Raw genomic sequence first — 15,913 nt, forward strand, 5'->3', positions numbered from 1 at the left:
TACAAATGTAAAGGAGGCCGCAACATGTGGGGTACTTTCATTTTGGTATTTGCGGCAATATGGGCATTGCAGTATGTGTTGACGCAAATACAAGTAAAACATTATCGAGCTAGTATTAAAGAGTTTGCTAAATTGGACTCAGGTTATTTGGGGACAGGATTTTATCGAAAAAAACTCGGTACTGGAGCACTTGTCATGTTAGTTTGTGATGAACAGTCACAGGTTGTTGAAGCAAAAGTAATGAAAGGTATCACAGTTTTTGCCAGGTTTAAAAGTATAGATCGGCTAAAGGGGATGAAATTGGAAGAAAGTAAACATGCAGATTTTTTATTAATGAAAGAGAAGAATGCGCTAGAAGGTGCAATTAATATGATTGAAAAAGAAATGAATAAACGGAAGGAGAATGAAGCATGGATTTCTTAATTAAATTGGCTGAAGGTTTCATTGGAATGTTTCAGGCTGGTGGCGATCAATTTATGGGGTTAGTCACTGGCATCATTCCATTATTGGTTGTTTTAATCACGGCAGTTAACGCAGTAATTAGATTTATTGGGGAAGAAAAAGTATATAGTTTTGCCCAAAAATGTACTAAGTATTTTATTTTACGATATACTATTTTTCCGTTTCTAGCTGTATTCTTTTTGACCAATCCGATGTGTTATACATTTGGACGTTTTTTACCAGAAAAACAAAAACCGGCATTCTACGATTCAGCAGTATCATTTGTTCATCCAATTACTGGTCTGTTTCCACATGCGAATCCAGCTGAATTATTTGTTTATTTAGGAGTTGCTGCGGGGATTACAGAACTTGGACTATCACTTGGACCATTGGCATTACGTTATTTATTGGTTGGTATTGTAGTAATGTTGTTACGCGGTGTCGTAACTGAATTTATAACAGATCGAATGATAAAAAGCAAAGCTAAAAATTCTGAGGGAAACATTGCTGCATAAAATAGAGGGGGTATTTTAAGTGAGTAACTTTAAACCTGTAAAGGTAACGAAAGGTCCATCTGGATGGGGCGGGCCACTGATTATACAACCAACTGAAGACAAGAAATATATCGTTTCTGTTACTGGTGGTGGAATACACCCAGTAGCTCAAGAAATTGCTGACCAGTCAGGTGGTATAGCGATAGATGGGTTTGAAAAGTCTGTAGAAAAAGAGAATATGGCAGCGGTAGTAATCAACTGTGGAGGTACGGCTAGAAGTGGTGTTTATCCCAAGTTAGGGATCCCGACTATCAATACGTTTAGCAACTCACCTTCAGGCCCGCTAGCAAAATTTATTAACGAGACCAATTTCGTTTCTGGTATCGATGTGAAGAATATTGTAGGAGCGGATGGATCTGGATCAGTGGATACTGTACCTACAAATGAAAAACGCGCGGAAGATCAAAATGAAGGAAATCAGGGATCATTGCTAGATAAAGATGTAGCAAAGAAAAAGAAAGAAGAAGCAAAAGAAAGCGCTTCAAGCCATAATAAAGGTAAAAAGAATCCTATCATGAAATTAATTGAAGTACTGGGTAATAAGGTTGGAAACGTCGTAAGTATTTTTTTCCAATCTGGTAGAGATACAATTGAGACAATCATCAAAAATATTTTACCTTTCATGGCATTTGTTAGTGCCCTAATTGGAATTATTAACTATACAGGAATCGGGGATTTAATAGCAAACTTAGTAGCACCATTGGCTACTAATCTAGTAGGAATGCTTATTTTATCATTAATCGCTTCCATTCCAGTAATCTCCCCTTTACTAGCACCTGGAGCAGTTATTGCACAAGTTGTTGGAGTTCTTATTGGTGTTGAAATTGGAAAGGGTAATATTCCGCCACAAATGGCATTGCCAGCATTGTTTGCCATAAATCCACAAGTTGGGACAGATTTCGTTCCAGTTGGATTAACGTTAGGGGAAGCAAAGCCGGAAACAATTGAAATCGGTGTACCCGCTGTATTATTCTCGCGACTAATCACCGGTCCAGCAGCAGTTGTGATAGCCTACTTTGCTAGTTTTGGTTTATATAGTTAACTACTAATAAAATATTGACTAAAAACTAAATCTTCTATATAATTACAAATGTAATTGTTTGTTACATTTGTAATTTATTTTTTTAATACGTAAGGAGTGACAATTCATGATGACTACGACTTATACGGAAATTAATGTAGTTGAGCTAGGTGCAGAGGCTGGGTTAATGTTTGAAGAAAAAATGATGATTTTATTTAATGACACCGTTCCAGCGGATTTAAAGGATATAGCGGTTGTACATGATAAAAGATTGTGGACAGAGGAAGTAAAAACTGGTGACGAAATGGTCATTGATGGGGAAGCATTTAAGGTATTATTCGTTGGTGATAAAGCTAATGAAACATTAAAGGAACTAGGACATGCAACATTTCATTTTAATGGATCTACAAACTCAGATTTACCTGGAACCATTTGTTTAGAGGCTAAACCCATACCTCATTTAACTAGTAATTCGGTTATATCGTTTAGAAGAGAATAACGTATCGTTAGGAGTGAAGGAAAATGCTAGGATTAAATAGAAAACTGCAAAGATTAGAAGATGAAGGTTCCTATATAAAGGTAGGTCTTGTAGGAGCAGGTCAGATGGGGAGAGGTATGATCTCCCAAATTGAGGGTATGAAAGGAATGCGCGTTGTTATTACTGCAGATTTGATGGTTGAAAATGTTGAAAACGCTTATAAAAATGCAGGGATAGATGCAGCAGATATTGTTAACACAACCGACGTGTACAAGGCTAGTGAAGCGGTTAGAAATAATCAAGTAATTGCAACCTCGGATATAAAGCTTGTTACATCATTACCAGAGGTAGACGTTGTTGTCGATGCTACAGGTGTTCCGAATATCGGGGCAGAAATTGCTTGGGATACCATTTTGAATAAGAAACATATTGTTATGTTGAACGTGGAAGCTGACGTTACTGTTGGGCCACTTTTGAAGAAGATGGCTGATGCTAGTGGTGTTGTATATACTGGATCAGCAGGAGATGAGCCAGGAGCAATTATGGAATTGTATGATTTCGCAGATGCAATTGGCTTTGAAATTGTTGCATTAGGTAAAGGGAAGAACAATCCATTAAATCTGGAAGCAAATCCAGCAACTGCTGAGGAGGAAGCAAAAACGAAAGGATCCAGTCCAAAAATGCTTGCCTCTTTCCAGGATGGAACGAAAACAATGGTTGAGATGAATGCGGTTGCTAATGCCACAGGTTTTTCTCCTGATCAGCCAGGGATGCATGGATTTAGCGGTTCTGTTTCAGACTTACCAGGGTTGTTCATTGAAAAAGAAAAAGGTGGTCAACTGAATGGAAGAAAGGTAGTAGATTTTGTTAATGGTGTTGCTCCAGGGGTATTTGCAATCATTGCTTCAGACAAGGAAGAAGTAAATGCCGAATTGAAGTATTTAAAAATGGGGGATGGCCCGAATTACGTTCTCTACCGTCCTTATCATTTGACCAGTTTAGAAACACCACTATCGATTGCTAAAGCTTATTTTGACCATGAAGCAACGATTGCTCCTTACTATGGTTTACAGGGAGAAACCGTTACTGTAGCTAAGAAAGACCTTAACGCAGGGGATTACCTTGATAGCATTGGTGGCTTCACAGTATACGGAAAGCTGCTAAAGGCAAATGAAGCAAATGAGATGAATGCACTTCCTCTGGGATTAATTGATAAGAATGTAAGAATGAAGAAAGCTGTCAAAAAAGGTGACATTATTACCTATGATGCGATTGAACAAACAAAAGAGTCAACCATTTGGAAGTTGCGTTCCATGCAAGATAGAGAATTCTAAGTTAAAAAACTCCCCACTTCCAATTATAAGTGAGGAGTTTTTTTAATAATAGAATAGTTTCACTTGACGTCTGTAGAATATAAATGTATTCTTGTTACAAACGTAACCAACAAGAACAAATGTAAAAGGAGAGGTATAAATGGTATCGCTAACTGTTCCTGAACAAATTACGGAGGATAAACTAAAGGATCTATTGCGCGAGATGTGGACCATTCGTTATTTTGATGAAAAGGTTGATGAGTTCTTTGCAAAAGGAATGATCCACGGAACGACCCACTTAGCTGTCGGGCAAGAGGCAAGTGCTTCTGGTGCCTGTGCGGTACTTCAGGATAAAGATAAGATTACGAGTACGCATAGAGGGCATGGGCATTGCATTGCTAAGGGCGCAGAGGTTAATAAAATGATGGCCGAATTATTTGGTAGAACAACTGGATATTGTAAGGGTAAAGGCGGATCCATGCATATTGCCGACGTTGAAAAAGGGAATCTTGGTGCGAATGGAATTGTTGGTGGAGGAATTCCGCTAGCGGTTGGTTCAGCGCTGACATCTTACATGAAGAAGGCAGGTTATGTAACGTTATGCTTTTTTGGTGATGGTGCTTCAAACGAAGGTAGCTTTCACGAGGCATTAAATTTAGCATCTGTTTGGAATCTGCCAGTTGTTTTTATTTGTGAAAACAATCAATACGGAATGTCGGGACCTGTAAAAGAAATGGTTAACGTACCTGATATCGCGACACGATCGGAAGCTTATGGTTTTCCAGGAGTAGTTGCAGATGGTAATGATGTGATTGACATGATGAACGTTACAAATGAGGCGGTAGAACGTGCCCGCAACGGAGAAGGGCCAACTCTAATCGAAGCAAAAACGTATCGTTGGAAAGGTCATTCGAAAAGTGATGCAAAGAAATATCGTACGCGCGAGGAAGAAAAAGAGTGGCGCGCAAAGGATGCCATTAAACGTTTTAAAGAAATTCTCGTTGATGAAGCTATCCTTACAGAAGATGAAGCTGAAACTATCAGAACACAAGCTAAGCGAGCCGTAGAGGATGCGGTAGATTTTGCGAAAGAAGGGCCAATGCCTACGAAAGATGACTTACTAACGGATGTATATGCATAGGAGGGGATAGCGATGAGAGAGATTACCTATTTGGAAGCGGTTCGAGAAGCAATGAGTCAGGAAATGCGCGAGAATGACGATGTATTTATTTTAGGAGAAGATATTGGTGTGTATGGTGGAGCTTTTGGTGTGACGAGGGGAATGATTGAAGAATTTGGCCCAGAACGTGTACGGAACACCCCAATTAGTGAATCCGGAATTGCCGGTGCAGCAGTCGGGTCAGCGTTAACGGGTATGCGTCCGATTTTAGAACTGCAGTTTTCTGATTTTATTACGATTGCAATGGATCAACTTGTGAACCAAGCTGCGAAGATACGGTACATGTATGGTGGGAAAGGGAAAGTCCCAATGGTTTTACGGACACCAAGTGGCTCTGGTACAGGTGCTGCTGCACAACATTCGCAAAGCCTAGAAGCTTGGGTGGCACATGTTCCAGGACTGAAGGTGGTCCAACCATCGACAGCCTATGATGTGAAAGGTTTGCTTAAAGCAGCAATGGACGATGATAATCCGGTCGTTTTTTATGAACATAAATTATTGTATAAAACGAAATCAGATGTACCTGAGGAACCCTATAGTATTCCACTTGGAAAAGCAGATATCAAACGTGAAGGTACCGATGTAACAATTGTTGCTACTGCAATCATGGTGCACCGTGCATTGGAGGCTGCAGAGGTACTGGAAAAGGACGGGATCAGTGTCGAGGTGATTGATCCACGCACATTGGTACCTTTAGATGAAGAAACAATTGTGAAATCCGTGTCTAAAACAGGTCGTGTCGTTGTGGTCCATGAGGCAGTAAAGCGTGGTGGGTACGGTGGAGAGATTGCTAGTATGATAGCTGAAAGTGAGGCATTTGATTATTTGGATGCCCCAATCAAACGATTAGGCGGAGCGTCGTCACCAATTCCATACAACCCTGAACTAGAAAAATCGCATGTCCCGCAAGTAGAAGATATTGTTAAAGCTGTTAAAGAGACCTTAAACAAGGCGTAAAGGGGGGGAACAAAATGGCGAAAGAGGTTTTTATGCCAAAGCTGAGCAGTACAATGGAAGTTGGCACCTTGCTTCAATGGTTAAAAGAAGAAGGGGATTCAGTGGAAATTGGTGAACCCTTATTTGAAATCATGACAGACAAAATTAATATTGAAGTCGAATCCTATGAAGAAGGATTTTTGCTAAAGAAATATTACCAGGTTGATGAGGAAATTCCTGTTAATACGGTTATTGCCTATGTTGGTGAAGAAAATGAAGAAGTGCCAGAAGAGGCACCTGAAGGGCAAGATCAAGATGATTCGGGGACTGCCAATAAGGAAAGTGCCGAAGAAAACGATCCAGTTAAAGTGGAGGAAGAAGAGGTAACAACAACTACTGCAAACGAAAAAGTGCGTGCTACACCTGCGTCAAGAAGAGTGGCTAGAGAAAATAACCTTTCACTAAAGTCTATTGAAGGGTCTGGTCCTAAGGGACGTGTTCAAGAAGCGGATGCATTAGCATTTTTAGATTTAAAAGATAAAAATCTAGTAACACCGCTTGCTGAAAAAATTGCTGCTGATAAAGGTATAAATCTGGATCAAGTTCAAGGATCAGGCTCCAGGGGGAAAATAACAAAAGAAGACGTTCTAGGTCATGTTTCTTCTGAATCAACTGCAGATGAAAAGCCAGAACGAATCAAGCTAAAAGGATTGAGAAAAGCCGTAGCGGATAAGATGCTAGAAAGCGCCCAGTCAATTCCACACGTCACATTAACAAGTGATGTGGATATGACAAAAGCGATAGAAGTACGTAAATCATTGCTTCCTGTCGTAGAAGAGCAAACAGGTTATCGCCTTTCCTATACGGAGATTATTATGAAAGCAACCGCACATGTTTTAGGAAACCACCCTACTGTGAATGCTTCGTTAGTTGATAATGAAATTGTCATGAACAAATCTGTTAACCTCGGCTTAGCGGTTGCTGTTGAAAATGGTTTGATCGTTCCATCAGTTCCTAATGTGCAAGCAAAAGGATTAGCGGATTTAACCGTCTTAAGTAAAACGCTAGGCATGAAAGCGAGAGATAATAAATTAACACCAGCTGAGATGACTGGAAGCACATTTACGATTAGTAATTTAGGAATGTATGCAATCGATGGATTTACGCCGATTATAAATCCTCCTGAAACAGCTATCCTTGGCGTTGGTAGAATTATAGAAAAGCCAGTTGTTGTGGACGACTCGGTTGTAGTACGTCCAATGATGGTAGTAAGTCTATCATTTGATCATCGAGTAATAGATGGAGCACCAGCAGCGGCATTTTTAACAGAGTTGAAGGAACGACTTGAAAACCCATATGGCCTGTTAGTTTAGGAGGTAGGATAAATGGATAAATTTGATCTTGCCATAATTGGTGGAGGTCCCGGTGGCTATGTAGCAGCTATTCGAGCAGCAAAAGAAGGATTATCTGTGGCATTAGTCGAAGGACGAGACTTAGGTGGCACATGCTTAAACAGAGGATGTATTCCGTCAAAGACATTGTTGAAGCATGCAGAGGTACTTGAACAAATTAAAGATTCTAGGAGCTTTGGAATAACTGTTAATGATGTTTCCTATTCGATAGAAGAGATGGTAAGTAGGAAAAATAACGTTATTAATCAGCTACAGAATGGTATAAAAGGATTGCTGAAGCAAAATAAAATTACTGTTTATCAAGGGTATGGATATGTTGATGCCAATAAAACAGTTACCATTAAGTCTGATAGGGATACGCAACAGATAAATGCGGATAATGTTATTTTGGCGAATGGGTCGAAGCCATTTGTACCGGAACTGCCAGGATTACGAGAGGTTGACTATTATACCAGTGATACGATTTTTGATATTACGGAAGTGCCTGACCGTATGGTAATTGTTGGTGGGGGAGTAATTGGTTTAGAAATAGCCTGTATATTTAACGCCTTCGATACAAAGGTGGAAATTGTTGAGATGGCAGATCGGATACTGCCAAGTGAGGACGCGGAGGCTAGTGATTTCTTAGCAAAACAATTGACTGGAAAAGGTATTACTATTCATACGGCTACGAAAATAACCGGGTTTAAAAAAGGGAGCGGTGAATCGGTAGTCGAAGTTCAAAAAGAAGGAAAAGCTTCGACAACTTTTGAAACAGATGCAATTTTGGTATCTGTGGGGAGGTCACCAAACCTTACTGGTATAGAAGATCTGCCTGTTAAAATGAATGGTAAATTTGTTGATGTAAATCAAAATATGAAAACCTCTATTCCTGGCATCTATGCGATTGGTGATTTAGTCGGTGGTTTTCAACTGGCACACGTTGCAAGTGATGAAGGGATTAAAGCAGTTAATCAGATTGCAGGAAATCCTACTAAAGTTAATGGAGAGATTCCAAGGTGTGTCTACACGTTTCCTGAGATTGCTAGTGTCGGTCTATCGGAGGATGAGGCAAAAAAGCGAGGATATGAGGTTAGTACCAAAAAGGTGGACCTTGCAGGAAATGGTAAAGCTATAGCATCTGGAGAGAATAGTGGATTTATGAAATTAACTGCTGACAAAAAGTACGGGGAAGTGCTGGGTGTAGTGATGGTTGGTTCACATGTAACAGAAATGATCAGCCAAGCAACCGCCTTTATGCATTTGGAGGGAACCGTGGATGAAATAGAAAACATGATTTTCCCACATCCAACTGTATCAGAATCTTTATTTGAATCAGCAAGTGCGTGGCTTGGGAAAGGGATTCATGCGTGAATTTATCTTATCAACTTCTGATTTTACCAGTGTTGTTAAAGTTATCTAAAAATGTTGTTAGAAATGGTGAAATTGTACTAATCAAAATAAAATCATGAGTAAAACCCATGTAAAGGATGCATGGGTTTTTGTTTTTACTGAAGCAAGCTTTTCGAATTGTACCTGGTAACATGATCTGAGACACCTATATTGCTGTGGTCCTTTGGAGAGTGGTAAGAAAAAATGAACCACAAGCTACTCTAAAACCTTCGATTCATTTGAAGATTATACAAGTTATCATTTGGCATTCTATATCCAGTTATTTTTTGTTAAAGCATATGCAATAACTCCTGCACTATATTTCAATAACAAAATAAGGTATAACTTACTTAATATGCTATCCTATAGGTAGGGAATTAGTTTTAACTATACACGTTCGAGGTAGGGGAAATCTTATTGAGAATGATTTTAATCAATTATTTGTAGCGAACCATAATTGTTGTCTAGTATAAATTATCTATTAGGAGGTATGTTAAATGATTAAAAAAGTCAAAGTTCAATCCTCTGATAATTTTTCTTATAAGGTTGGAAAAGCAGTCGAATCGATTAGTGTTGTTGCTCCTTCCGTAAAGGGAATAGAAGAAGTAGGTAAAGTTGTATATAAGCGAAAGGCTGAATATAAAAAACCCAAGCTAGCTCGTCCTTAATTTGAATGGAATTTTTTTGATTATAAAGTTAAATTTCCTGCTCATCACTTAATCGATGGTGAGCATTTTTTGTGTTCAAAATAGTTCATTCCAATATCCTGATTTAAAACTTAAATGATTTTTCGATGCAATTTCTTCGACAGTTAAAGTCGTAAGTAGCTGATTGATAATGAAATTGTTATTGCTAAATTCAATCATTTCAATTCAGTAAATATTTCACTTGAATAAGGCCAACAATATTTCCTCAAGCATTCAAACCACTTATACAATTAAACTTTATCCATAATAAAAGTAAACGTGCTTTTCTCATTTCTTCTATCTAGATAAAATTGTTATCTAATACAATTACGTAGGCAATACTTTGCAAACTTTCATTTGACAATAATTACACAGCGAAACAGCTTCACAACTACCATTGAGGAGTTTATTATAATAGATGAGGTTAGGCATATACTTTATGTGTTCAGTTTTTGCAAAAACTAAGGAGCGGCATGCCAATGACTTTAAGTAAAAGAAGCATCTTTATCCTTAACCAACTTTTGAATGCACCTTCACATGTAAACCCCGAGGAACTACAGACAAAATTACAGGTATCCAAACGGACGGTTTATTATGATGTGCAGCAAATCAATGACTGGTTGGAAGATCATCAGTTGAATCCGATAAACAGGCATTACGGTAAAGGTATTTATCTTGATGAAAACACAAAAAAACAGTTACCTCGTTTTCTGTATGAAATCGAGGGACGGCATTACCATCTGTCGACAGATGAGCGTCTAGCATGGATAACCGTTTTATTGCTTAGCCACAAGAAAAAGTATTTTTCAAATGACTTCGCAGAAACGCTAGAGGTTAGCAGAAGCACTGTCACCCATGACATTGCTAAACTTAGAAAAGAGCTTTCGCCGCTCGGGCTCGAAGTGTTGTCTACCAAGAAGGGTGGCTACACTATTGCTGGAGGCGAGAAAGATAAACGACAGGCATTTGTACGTTATTATTCTGAATTGTATACGCTTCAGGGTTGGGAGCGGCTGTCCTCTGAAGTTGTTGAATCGTTGGATGGTCCTGCTGTTGATAACAACATCCAGGGTGTTACAGGCACCTTACCTTTCTTGTTCCCAATTGTGAAGCAATGGGTGACAGAAGCGGAAAAACTAATTCATGTTAGCTACACGGATGAAATGCATGATAATTTAGCGATTAAATCGGTAATTATTTGTAAGCGTTTAAAAAATGGTGATCAGATTACCCTTGAGGATGAAGAAAAGGAAGCGCTTAGCCAAACCGAAGAATATAAAGTTGCACGACATATTGCAAATCGACTTAGTATGCATATGGACATTGAATGGCCGGAAGATGAAATTTGTTTTTTAACAATGAATTTGTTAGGTGCAAAAGTAAATACGTCAAAATTGCCAGACGAAACTGTCCAGGAGCTCGGACAATTAAAACAGGTTATTCGAGCATTAGTTTCCGAATTTCAAAATCGTGCTTACGTGATTTTCGAGGATAGAGGGCAATTGGAAGAGCAGTTATTTATCCATTTGAAACCTACGTATTATCGAATGAAATACGGTGTTTTTGTGGAAAATCTACTTACTCCAGAAATCAAGCAAAACTATGGAGAAGTTTTTGATATTACAAAAAAAGTGGTTCATCACTTAGAAAAGCTAGTAGGTCAATCGTTGAGTAATGATGAAACAGCCTATATTGCTATGCACTTTGGGGGATGGTTAAGTAAACATAACAAACAAATTACTCCAAAGAAAAAGGGTATTGTAGTCTGCGAGAACGGTGTGGGTACTTCGAATATCCTAAGGTCACAACTCGATACGTTGTTTTCATCAATTGAGATTGTACAAAGCGTTTCTTATAGAAGTTATATCAATGGTAACTTTGATGATATTGATTATGTTTTTTCAACAAAGCCAACCCCAGACAATCCTAAAGTCATTCCGGTTAGTCCGATATTGGATGATGCAGAAAAAGAGCGGTTATTTAAACAAATTCAACAGGAATCTGACCAGAAAAGAAAACATCCTCTTTACCCAGAGGACCTTATAGCTGTTGTTCAACAACATGCAGATATAAAAAATTTAGAAGGTTTAACATTCGATTTAAAACAAATTTTGAATCACAATCACACAAGTATAAGGGAGTTCAGAAAGCCAATGCTTAACGAAGTTCTATCAGAAAATAGCATTCAACAAACAAAGAAGGTACAGAGTTGGAAAGAAGCGATTAGAATTGCTGCACAGCCTTTGAAAGAACAGGAATATATTGAAGACACCTATATCAAAGCGATGATTGAAAATGTGGAAGAAAGCGGTCCCTATATTGTGATTGCTCCTAAAATAGCTGTCCCACACGCCCGACCTGAGGCAGGAGTCCAGAAGATGGCTATGAGTTTATTAACAATTGAAGAGGGAGTCTATTTTTCAGATAGTGAAGACCATTTTGTGCAAATGGTAATTGTCCTTGCGGCAGTGGATAATGACACTCACTTAAAAGCATTGTCGCAATTAACAGAGTTAATTTCAGATCAAAACAGGGTGGATGAAATAATTCAAGCTACCGATAAAAAAACCATAATAAACTTGATTAATCAAGTATCAATTTAGGAGGATATTAATATGAAAATTTTAGCAGTATGTGGAAATGGATTGGGAAGTAGCATGGTATTAAGAATGACAGCAGAGGCCGTATTAAAAGATTTGGGTGTAAAAGCAAGCATAAAAACTGCTGATATTAGTTCAGCAAAGTCAGAAGAGGCCGACATTATCATCACCTCTGAACAATTTTCTAATATGTTGACAGGTAGTATAGATGCACCAATCGTAACAGTGAAGAATTACGTAGATCGTGGTGAAATGAAAGAAAAGCTAGAACCTGCTTTAGCAAATCTTTAGTGGAGAGCATCTGAGAAAATGCTTTCATTTACTTCAGGAAGGAGAATAAATTTTGGTTGTATTACATTTTATCGTTGATGAGATCTTAAGCAAGCCCGCCTTTTTAGTTGGTTTGATGGCTCTCATTGGCTTGTTAGCATTAAAGAAAGAAATTACTGATATTGTCTCCGGGACGCTAAAAACGATTGTCGGATTTCTAATTTTGACTGGAGGTGCCGGCATCCTTGTCGGTGCTCTTGATCCTCTAAGCGCTATGGTTAAAGATGGATTTAACCTTCATGGGGTTGTACCGACAAATGAAGCGATTGTCGCTGTGGCACAGGATGCGTTTGGAGCTCAAACAGCTATCATTATGGCGCTTGGATTTGTAGTGAACATCATTTTAGCTCGATTAACCCCCGCTAAATTTATTTTTCTAACAGGACATCATTTATTTTTTATGGCAACCTTATTAGCGGTGGTACTAGGGAGTGCAGGTGTAACAGGCACAAACCAAGCTATTTTAGGTGGAGTTCTTCTTGGAACAATCGCTACAATGATGCCAGCCTTGGTTCATCCATTTATGAGAAAAATTACGGGTAATGCTCCCTTTGCATTAGGGCATTTTAATTCTTTGGGGTATATTGTTTCATCATTAACTGGAAAAGCAGTTGGAGATAAAGAGAAGACTACTGAGGACATTAAAATTTCACCGAAGTTAGACTTTTTGCGTGACTCCATTGTAATGACTACGTTAACGATGATTATCATGTATGTCATCCTAGCAATTGTTGCAGGTCCGGATTCGCTTAAAGAATTCGCGGGTGGAAGTAATTATATTATGTACGCGATTGTTCAGGCGATGACCTTTGGGGCTGGCCTAGCGATCATCTTAATGGGAGTACGAATGATCTTGGCAGAGATTGTACCTGCTTTCCAGGGAATTGCTCTAAAAGTCGTACCAAATGCTCTTCCTGCACTTGATGCACCAACAACGTTTACTTTTGCACCGACAGCTGTATTGGTCGGATTTATATCGAGTTTAATTGGTGGTCTAATTAGTATGGCGATTATGGGTCCTCTTGGTTTAGTATTGATCATCCCCGGTATGGTCCCACACTTCTTTGATGGTGGAACTTCCGGAGTGTTTGGAAATGCAACTGGGGGAAGGCGCGGTGCCATCATTGGTTCATTTATTAATGGGATATTGATTACCGTACTTCCAGCTATTTTATTGTCATTCCTAGGCTCACTAGGTCTTGCCAACACAACATTCGGGGACAGTGACTTTGCATGGGTAGGTATTTTAATGGCTTATATAGCTAAATTGGGTGTTGGTGGAATGTACGCAGCAGTTATCATTGTTTCCGCACTATTTATCGCTCTAGCAAGCTATGTTTCGATTAAAGATAAAAAAGCACAAGTGCAAGAAAACGAATAAGTTTTATTGCCTAAACAACTTTTTAAGCCCCATAACCATATTTGGTTACTGGGGCTTGTTTTACTTTAGGTACGAAGTGTTAAAAATACTAAACATACTAGAGTCATCTCTACTTTTTAAAAATAACTTTACCGGGTCCCGTTTCTAATATTTTCAAACACCTTCTTAGTAGAATCACTGACTTCCGCATTAAAATACGGTTCATAAGATTCGATAGGAGGCTTTTTGGTTAAATAGACAGCAAGTAAAACTCCTAGTAAAGAGGTAGAAATAGCTATTACAAATGGAAGCGGTAAGCCTATAGTCTTGGTTATGACATACACGACGGAACCAATAATTATGCCTGCATATGCTCCTGCCCTGTTCATTCGTTTCCAATAAAGGCCTAAGAAGACGACCCAAAAAAACGCGGCGCCAAACCCTCCATAAATATAAACAAATCCCATCGCTAAAAACCATGGGGGTTTAATAGCAAGGAGGACTGCAACGATTGCAATACCGAATATACTTACTCGAAGCCAATTTTTAAAACCTTTGTCACTAATTTTTTTCGGAAATATATTTAAATACACATCATAATAAAGCGAAGTAGCACAGTGTAAGAGCATTGAATTTGCAGTTGATATAGCGGCTGCACAAATAGCAACCAGTGTTATTGCTCCAATTATGGAAGGTGTGTACTCTTGTATAATTAATGGAACAATGTAATCTGTCGTTTTCCCTGCAGGTATGCTTGGGATTAAAACCTTTGAACCCAGTCCTATTACAATTAATGGTCCCATTATGAATATCAAAACAATGATTGTTCCCATGACCTGCAAAATCGCTACTTTAATATTTTTAGGAGCCAACATTCTTGCAACCCAATGTGGTGAAGAAGGGGTTCCTAGGGAGTTCGAAATAAAAATGGAAAACAAAGTCGCAAGTCCAAACGTCCCTAGGGGAGAAAGAAGTATTCCCTCTTCAAGTGACGGACCACCTACATAGGTTGGAGCAGTTGTAGTCGAAAGCGTTTCTACTATATTCTCCATTCCACCAGTCACCGATAAGACCACACCACATGTTAATATTACTCCGATCATAATAAGAATTGTGTTTAGTGTATCTGTGGCTGCAACGGACCAAAATCCACCAAAGCTTGTTAGTAATATAAATAATAGAAAGGCAAATATGGCAATTTCATAATCAATTCCTGTTATCGTTGAAAACACAATTCCGAAGCCAATTATCTGGATATTAACCAAAAGCAAATAACCGACTAACATTAAGATCCCTACTATTGCTTGCAAGCTACTTTTTTTCATAAAAGGTTCGAAACGAAAGCGAATAAATTCCGGGAATGTCCTTGCCGGCGTTTCTGGTCGTCTTATTTTATATGCAACAATTGGGATTAAGGCGCCCCCAAAGGCCCAGCCTGCTACCCAACCTATAATTGCTGCAACTCCTGAACTGTACAAATAGCCAGGCACCCCTATTACGGAAGCGACACTCACCCATGTAGCTGCTGTTGTACCAATACCTAAAAGTAATCCCATTCTATGTCCACCAGTCGTAAAATCATCTATTGATTCTACAGCTTTAAGGCTTTTTACATTTGTCCAAATGAGAAAAACAACGTAAAACCCAAATATTATTATGTACCACATCGTTCTAGTCACCCCTTCCTCTATTATTTATACTTAAATATTCGCCCCGTAGCTCCCCAACGCTTGACACCTGACTTTTCAACTTTATAACAAAGAAACGTACTTAATATAAAACTAAACAGCATCGTTCCAATCCAAATCATGATTGCTATAAACATCTAAAAAAGCCCCTCTCGTTTAGTAAATTGAATAATAATATCAAAAATTAAAAACCCCTTCTATAAATAAGAAGAGGTTCACATGCCGTGGCTAGTTGCTCTTCTTATCTTCAAGCTTTACACTTCTGGAGTTGGCACAGTACTTAAATTTGTCTGCTGCCGAGGTATCCTAGGGCCAGTCCCTCCACCTCTCTGGATAAGAAAATTACATATTCAATTAATAGATAATAACTAGCATATATGTAACTACTATTTAATGTCAAGGAATATTTTGAAAGTTATTTATAATTAGCAATTCGGGTTGAAAACGTTTTAAAAGTTTTTTCAATGCCACCTAATATGAACACCTGAATTGGAGTCAGAGAAGTAGTGTTTGGTGTGGGTGACCGGAGTATTCGGAGACTAA

Annotated in this window: 15 protein-coding genes and 1 riboswitch; of the genes, 13 read left to right on the forward strand and 2 right to left on the reverse strand. The window is 38.6% G+C overall.

Annotated features, from left to right (window positions below):
• Positions 1-24 precede the first annotated feature (24 nt).
• The 13 genes from CFK40_RS04795 (at position 25) to CFK40_RS04850 (ending at position 13,703) form a co-directional block, all read left to right on the forward strand.
• Positions 25-423 carry a transcriptional regulator GutM gene (locus CFK40_RS04795; RefSeq protein WP_089531069.1) on the forward strand — a complete coding sequence of 133 codons (399 nt, stop codon included), beginning with the start codon at positions 25-27 and terminating at the stop codon, positions 421-423.
• Positions 411-956: a PTS glucitol/sorbitol transporter subunit IIC gene (gene srlA, locus CFK40_RS04800; RefSeq protein WP_089531071.1), complete on the forward strand. Its 546-nt coding sequence runs from the start codon at positions 411-413 to the stop codon at positions 954-956. The genes CFK40_RS04795 and srlA overlap by 13 nt, the downstream gene beginning before the upstream one ends.
• 19 nt (positions 957-975) lie before the next feature.
• Complete coding sequence (srlE, locus tag CFK40_RS04805) at positions 976-2,037, forward strand: PTS glucitol/sorbitol transporter subunit IIB (RefSeq protein WP_089531073.1); 1,062 nt, start codon at positions 976-978, stop codon at positions 2,035-2,037.
• Between the two features lie 106 nt (positions 2,038-2,143).
• The gene (locus tag CFK40_RS04810; protein ID WP_227001864.1) at positions 2,144-2,515 is read left to right on the forward strand and encodes a PTS glucitol/sorbitol transporter subunit IIA; all 372 of its coding nucleotides are present in this window, start codon (positions 2,144-2,146) and stop codon (positions 2,513-2,515) included.
• Between the two features lie 23 nt (positions 2,516-2,538).
• Complete coding sequence (locus tag CFK40_RS04815; RefSeq protein WP_089531075.1) at positions 2,539-3,828, forward strand: NAD(P)H-dependent oxidoreductase; 1,290 nt, start codon at positions 2,539-2,541, stop codon at positions 3,826-3,828.
• A gap of 139 nt (positions 3,829-3,967) precedes the next feature.
• The gene (locus tag CFK40_RS04820) at positions 3,968-4,948 is read left to right on the forward strand and encodes a thiamine pyrophosphate-dependent dehydrogenase E1 component subunit alpha (RefSeq protein WP_089531077.1); all 981 of its coding nucleotides are present in this window, start codon (positions 3,968-3,970) and stop codon (positions 4,946-4,948) included.
• 12 nt (positions 4,949-4,960) lie between these two features.
• Positions 4,961-5,944, forward strand: a complete 984-nt coding sequence (locus tag CFK40_RS04825) for an alpha-ketoacid dehydrogenase subunit beta (protein WP_089531079.1) — start codon at positions 4,961-4,963, stop codon at positions 5,942-5,944.
• 14 nt (positions 5,945-5,958) lie between these two features.
• Positions 5,959-7,296 carry a dihydrolipoamide acetyltransferase family protein gene (locus CFK40_RS04830; RefSeq protein WP_089531081.1) on the forward strand — a complete coding sequence of 446 codons (1,338 nt, stop codon included), beginning with the start codon at positions 5,959-5,961 and terminating at the stop codon, positions 7,294-7,296.
• Between the two features lie 12 nt (positions 7,297-7,308).
• Complete coding sequence (gene lpdA, locus CFK40_RS04835; protein ID WP_089531083.1) at positions 7,309-8,688, forward strand: dihydrolipoyl dehydrogenase; 1,380 nt, start codon at positions 7,309-7,311, stop codon at positions 8,686-8,688.
• 515 nt (positions 8,689-9,203) lie between these two features.
• The gene (locus tag CFK40_RS20920) at positions 9,204-9,374 is read left to right on the forward strand and encodes a hypothetical protein (RefSeq protein WP_161493830.1); all 171 of its coding nucleotides are present in this window, start codon (positions 9,204-9,206) and stop codon (positions 9,372-9,374) included.
• Positions 9,375-9,871: 497 nt separating this feature from the next.
• Positions 9,872-11,995 (forward strand): BglG family transcription antiterminator, encoded by a 2,124-nt coding sequence (locus CFK40_RS04840; protein WP_161493831.1) that lies wholly within the window; start codon positions 9,872-9,874, stop codon positions 11,993-11,995.
• A 12-nt stretch (positions 11,996-12,007) separates the two neighbouring features.
• Positions 12,008-12,283, forward strand: a complete 276-nt coding sequence (locus CFK40_RS04845; protein WP_089531087.1) for a PTS sugar transporter subunit IIB — start codon at positions 12,008-12,010, stop codon at positions 12,281-12,283.
• A 115-nt stretch (positions 12,284-12,398) separates the two neighbouring features.
• Positions 12,399-13,703 (forward strand): PTS ascorbate transporter subunit IIC, encoded by a 1,305-nt coding sequence (locus CFK40_RS04850; protein ID WP_264371404.1) that lies wholly within the window; start codon positions 12,399-12,401, stop codon positions 13,701-13,703.
• Between the two features lie 128 nt (positions 13,704-13,831).
• Here the strand turns inward: CFK40_RS04850 and CFK40_RS04855 are convergent, their stop codons facing one another.
• Both CFK40_RS04855 and CFK40_RS21470 read right to left on the reverse strand, forming a co-directional pair.
• A complete protein-coding gene (locus tag CFK40_RS04855) occupies positions 13,832-15,349 on the reverse strand; it encodes a sodium:solute symporter family protein (RefSeq protein WP_089531090.1) in 1,518 nt (505 codons plus the stop codon).
• A 23-nt stretch (positions 15,350-15,372) separates the two neighbouring features.
• Positions 15,373-15,507, reverse strand: coding sequence for a hypothetical protein (locus CFK40_RS21470; protein ID WP_264371391.1), 135 nt, complete (start codon positions 15,505-15,507; stop codon positions 15,373-15,375).
• Positions 15,508-15,608: 101 nt separating this feature from the next.
• Positions 15,609-15,710, reverse strand: a riboswitch (SAM riboswitch).
• Positions 15,711-15,913 lie beyond the last annotated feature (203 nt).

The sequence above is a fragment of the Virgibacillus necropolis genome, from assembly GCF_002224365.1.
Taxonomy (GTDB): Bacteria; Bacillota; Bacilli; order Bacillales; family Amphibacillaceae; genus Virgibacillus_F; species Virgibacillus_F necropolis.

Bases quoted from the DNA above. Each gene is read 5' to 3' on its own strand.
- CFK40_RS04795 (WP_089531069.1), top strand. From the start codon at position 25: ATGTGGGGTACTTTCATTTTGGTATTTGCGGCAATATGGGCATTGCAG.
- srlA (WP_089531071.1), top strand. From the start codon at position 411: ATGGATTTCTTAATTAAATTGGCTGAAGGTTTCATTGGAATGTTTCAG.
- CFK40_RS04810 (WP_227001864.1), top strand. From the start codon at position 2,144: ATGATGACTACGACTTATACGGAAATTAATGTAGTTGAGCTAGGTGCA.
- CFK40_RS04815 (WP_089531075.1), top strand. From the start codon at position 2,539: ATGCTAGGATTAAATAGAAAACTGCAAAGATTAGAAGATGAAGGTTCC.
- CFK40_RS04820 (WP_089531077.1), top strand. From the start codon at position 3,968: ATGGTATCGCTAACTGTTCCTGAACAAATTACGGAGGATAAACTAAAG.
- CFK40_RS04825 (WP_089531079.1), top strand. From the start codon at position 4,961: ATGAGAGAGATTACCTATTTGGAAGCGGTTCGAGAAGCAATGAGTCAG.
- CFK40_RS04830 (WP_089531081.1), top strand. From the start codon at position 5,959: ATGGCGAAAGAGGTTTTTATGCCAAAGCTGAGCAGTACAATGGAAGTT.
- lpdA (WP_089531083.1), top strand. From the start codon at position 7,309: ATGGATAAATTTGATCTTGCCATAATTGGTGGAGGTCCCGGTGGCTAT.
- CFK40_RS20920 (WP_161493830.1), top strand. From the start codon at position 9,204: ATGATTAAAAAAGTCAAAGTTCAATCCTCTGATAATTTTTCTTATAAG.
- CFK40_RS04840 (WP_161493831.1), top strand. From the start codon at position 9,872: ATGACTTTAAGTAAAAGAAGCATCTTTATCCTTAACCAACTTTTGAAT.
- CFK40_RS04845 (WP_089531087.1), top strand. From the start codon at position 12,008: ATGAAAATTTTAGCAGTATGTGGAAATGGATTGGGAAGTAGCATGGTA.
- CFK40_RS04850 (WP_264371404.1), top strand. From the start codon at position 12,399: ATGGCTCTCATTGGCTTGTTAGCATTAAAGAAAGAAATTACTGATATT.
- CFK40_RS04855 (WP_089531090.1), bottom strand. From the start codon at position 15,349: ATGTGGTACATAATAATATTTGGGTTTTACGTTGTTTTTCTCATTTGG.
- CFK40_RS21470 (WP_264371391.1), bottom strand. From the start codon at position 15,507: ATGTTTATAGCAATCATGATTTGGATTGGAACGATGCTGTTTAGTTTT.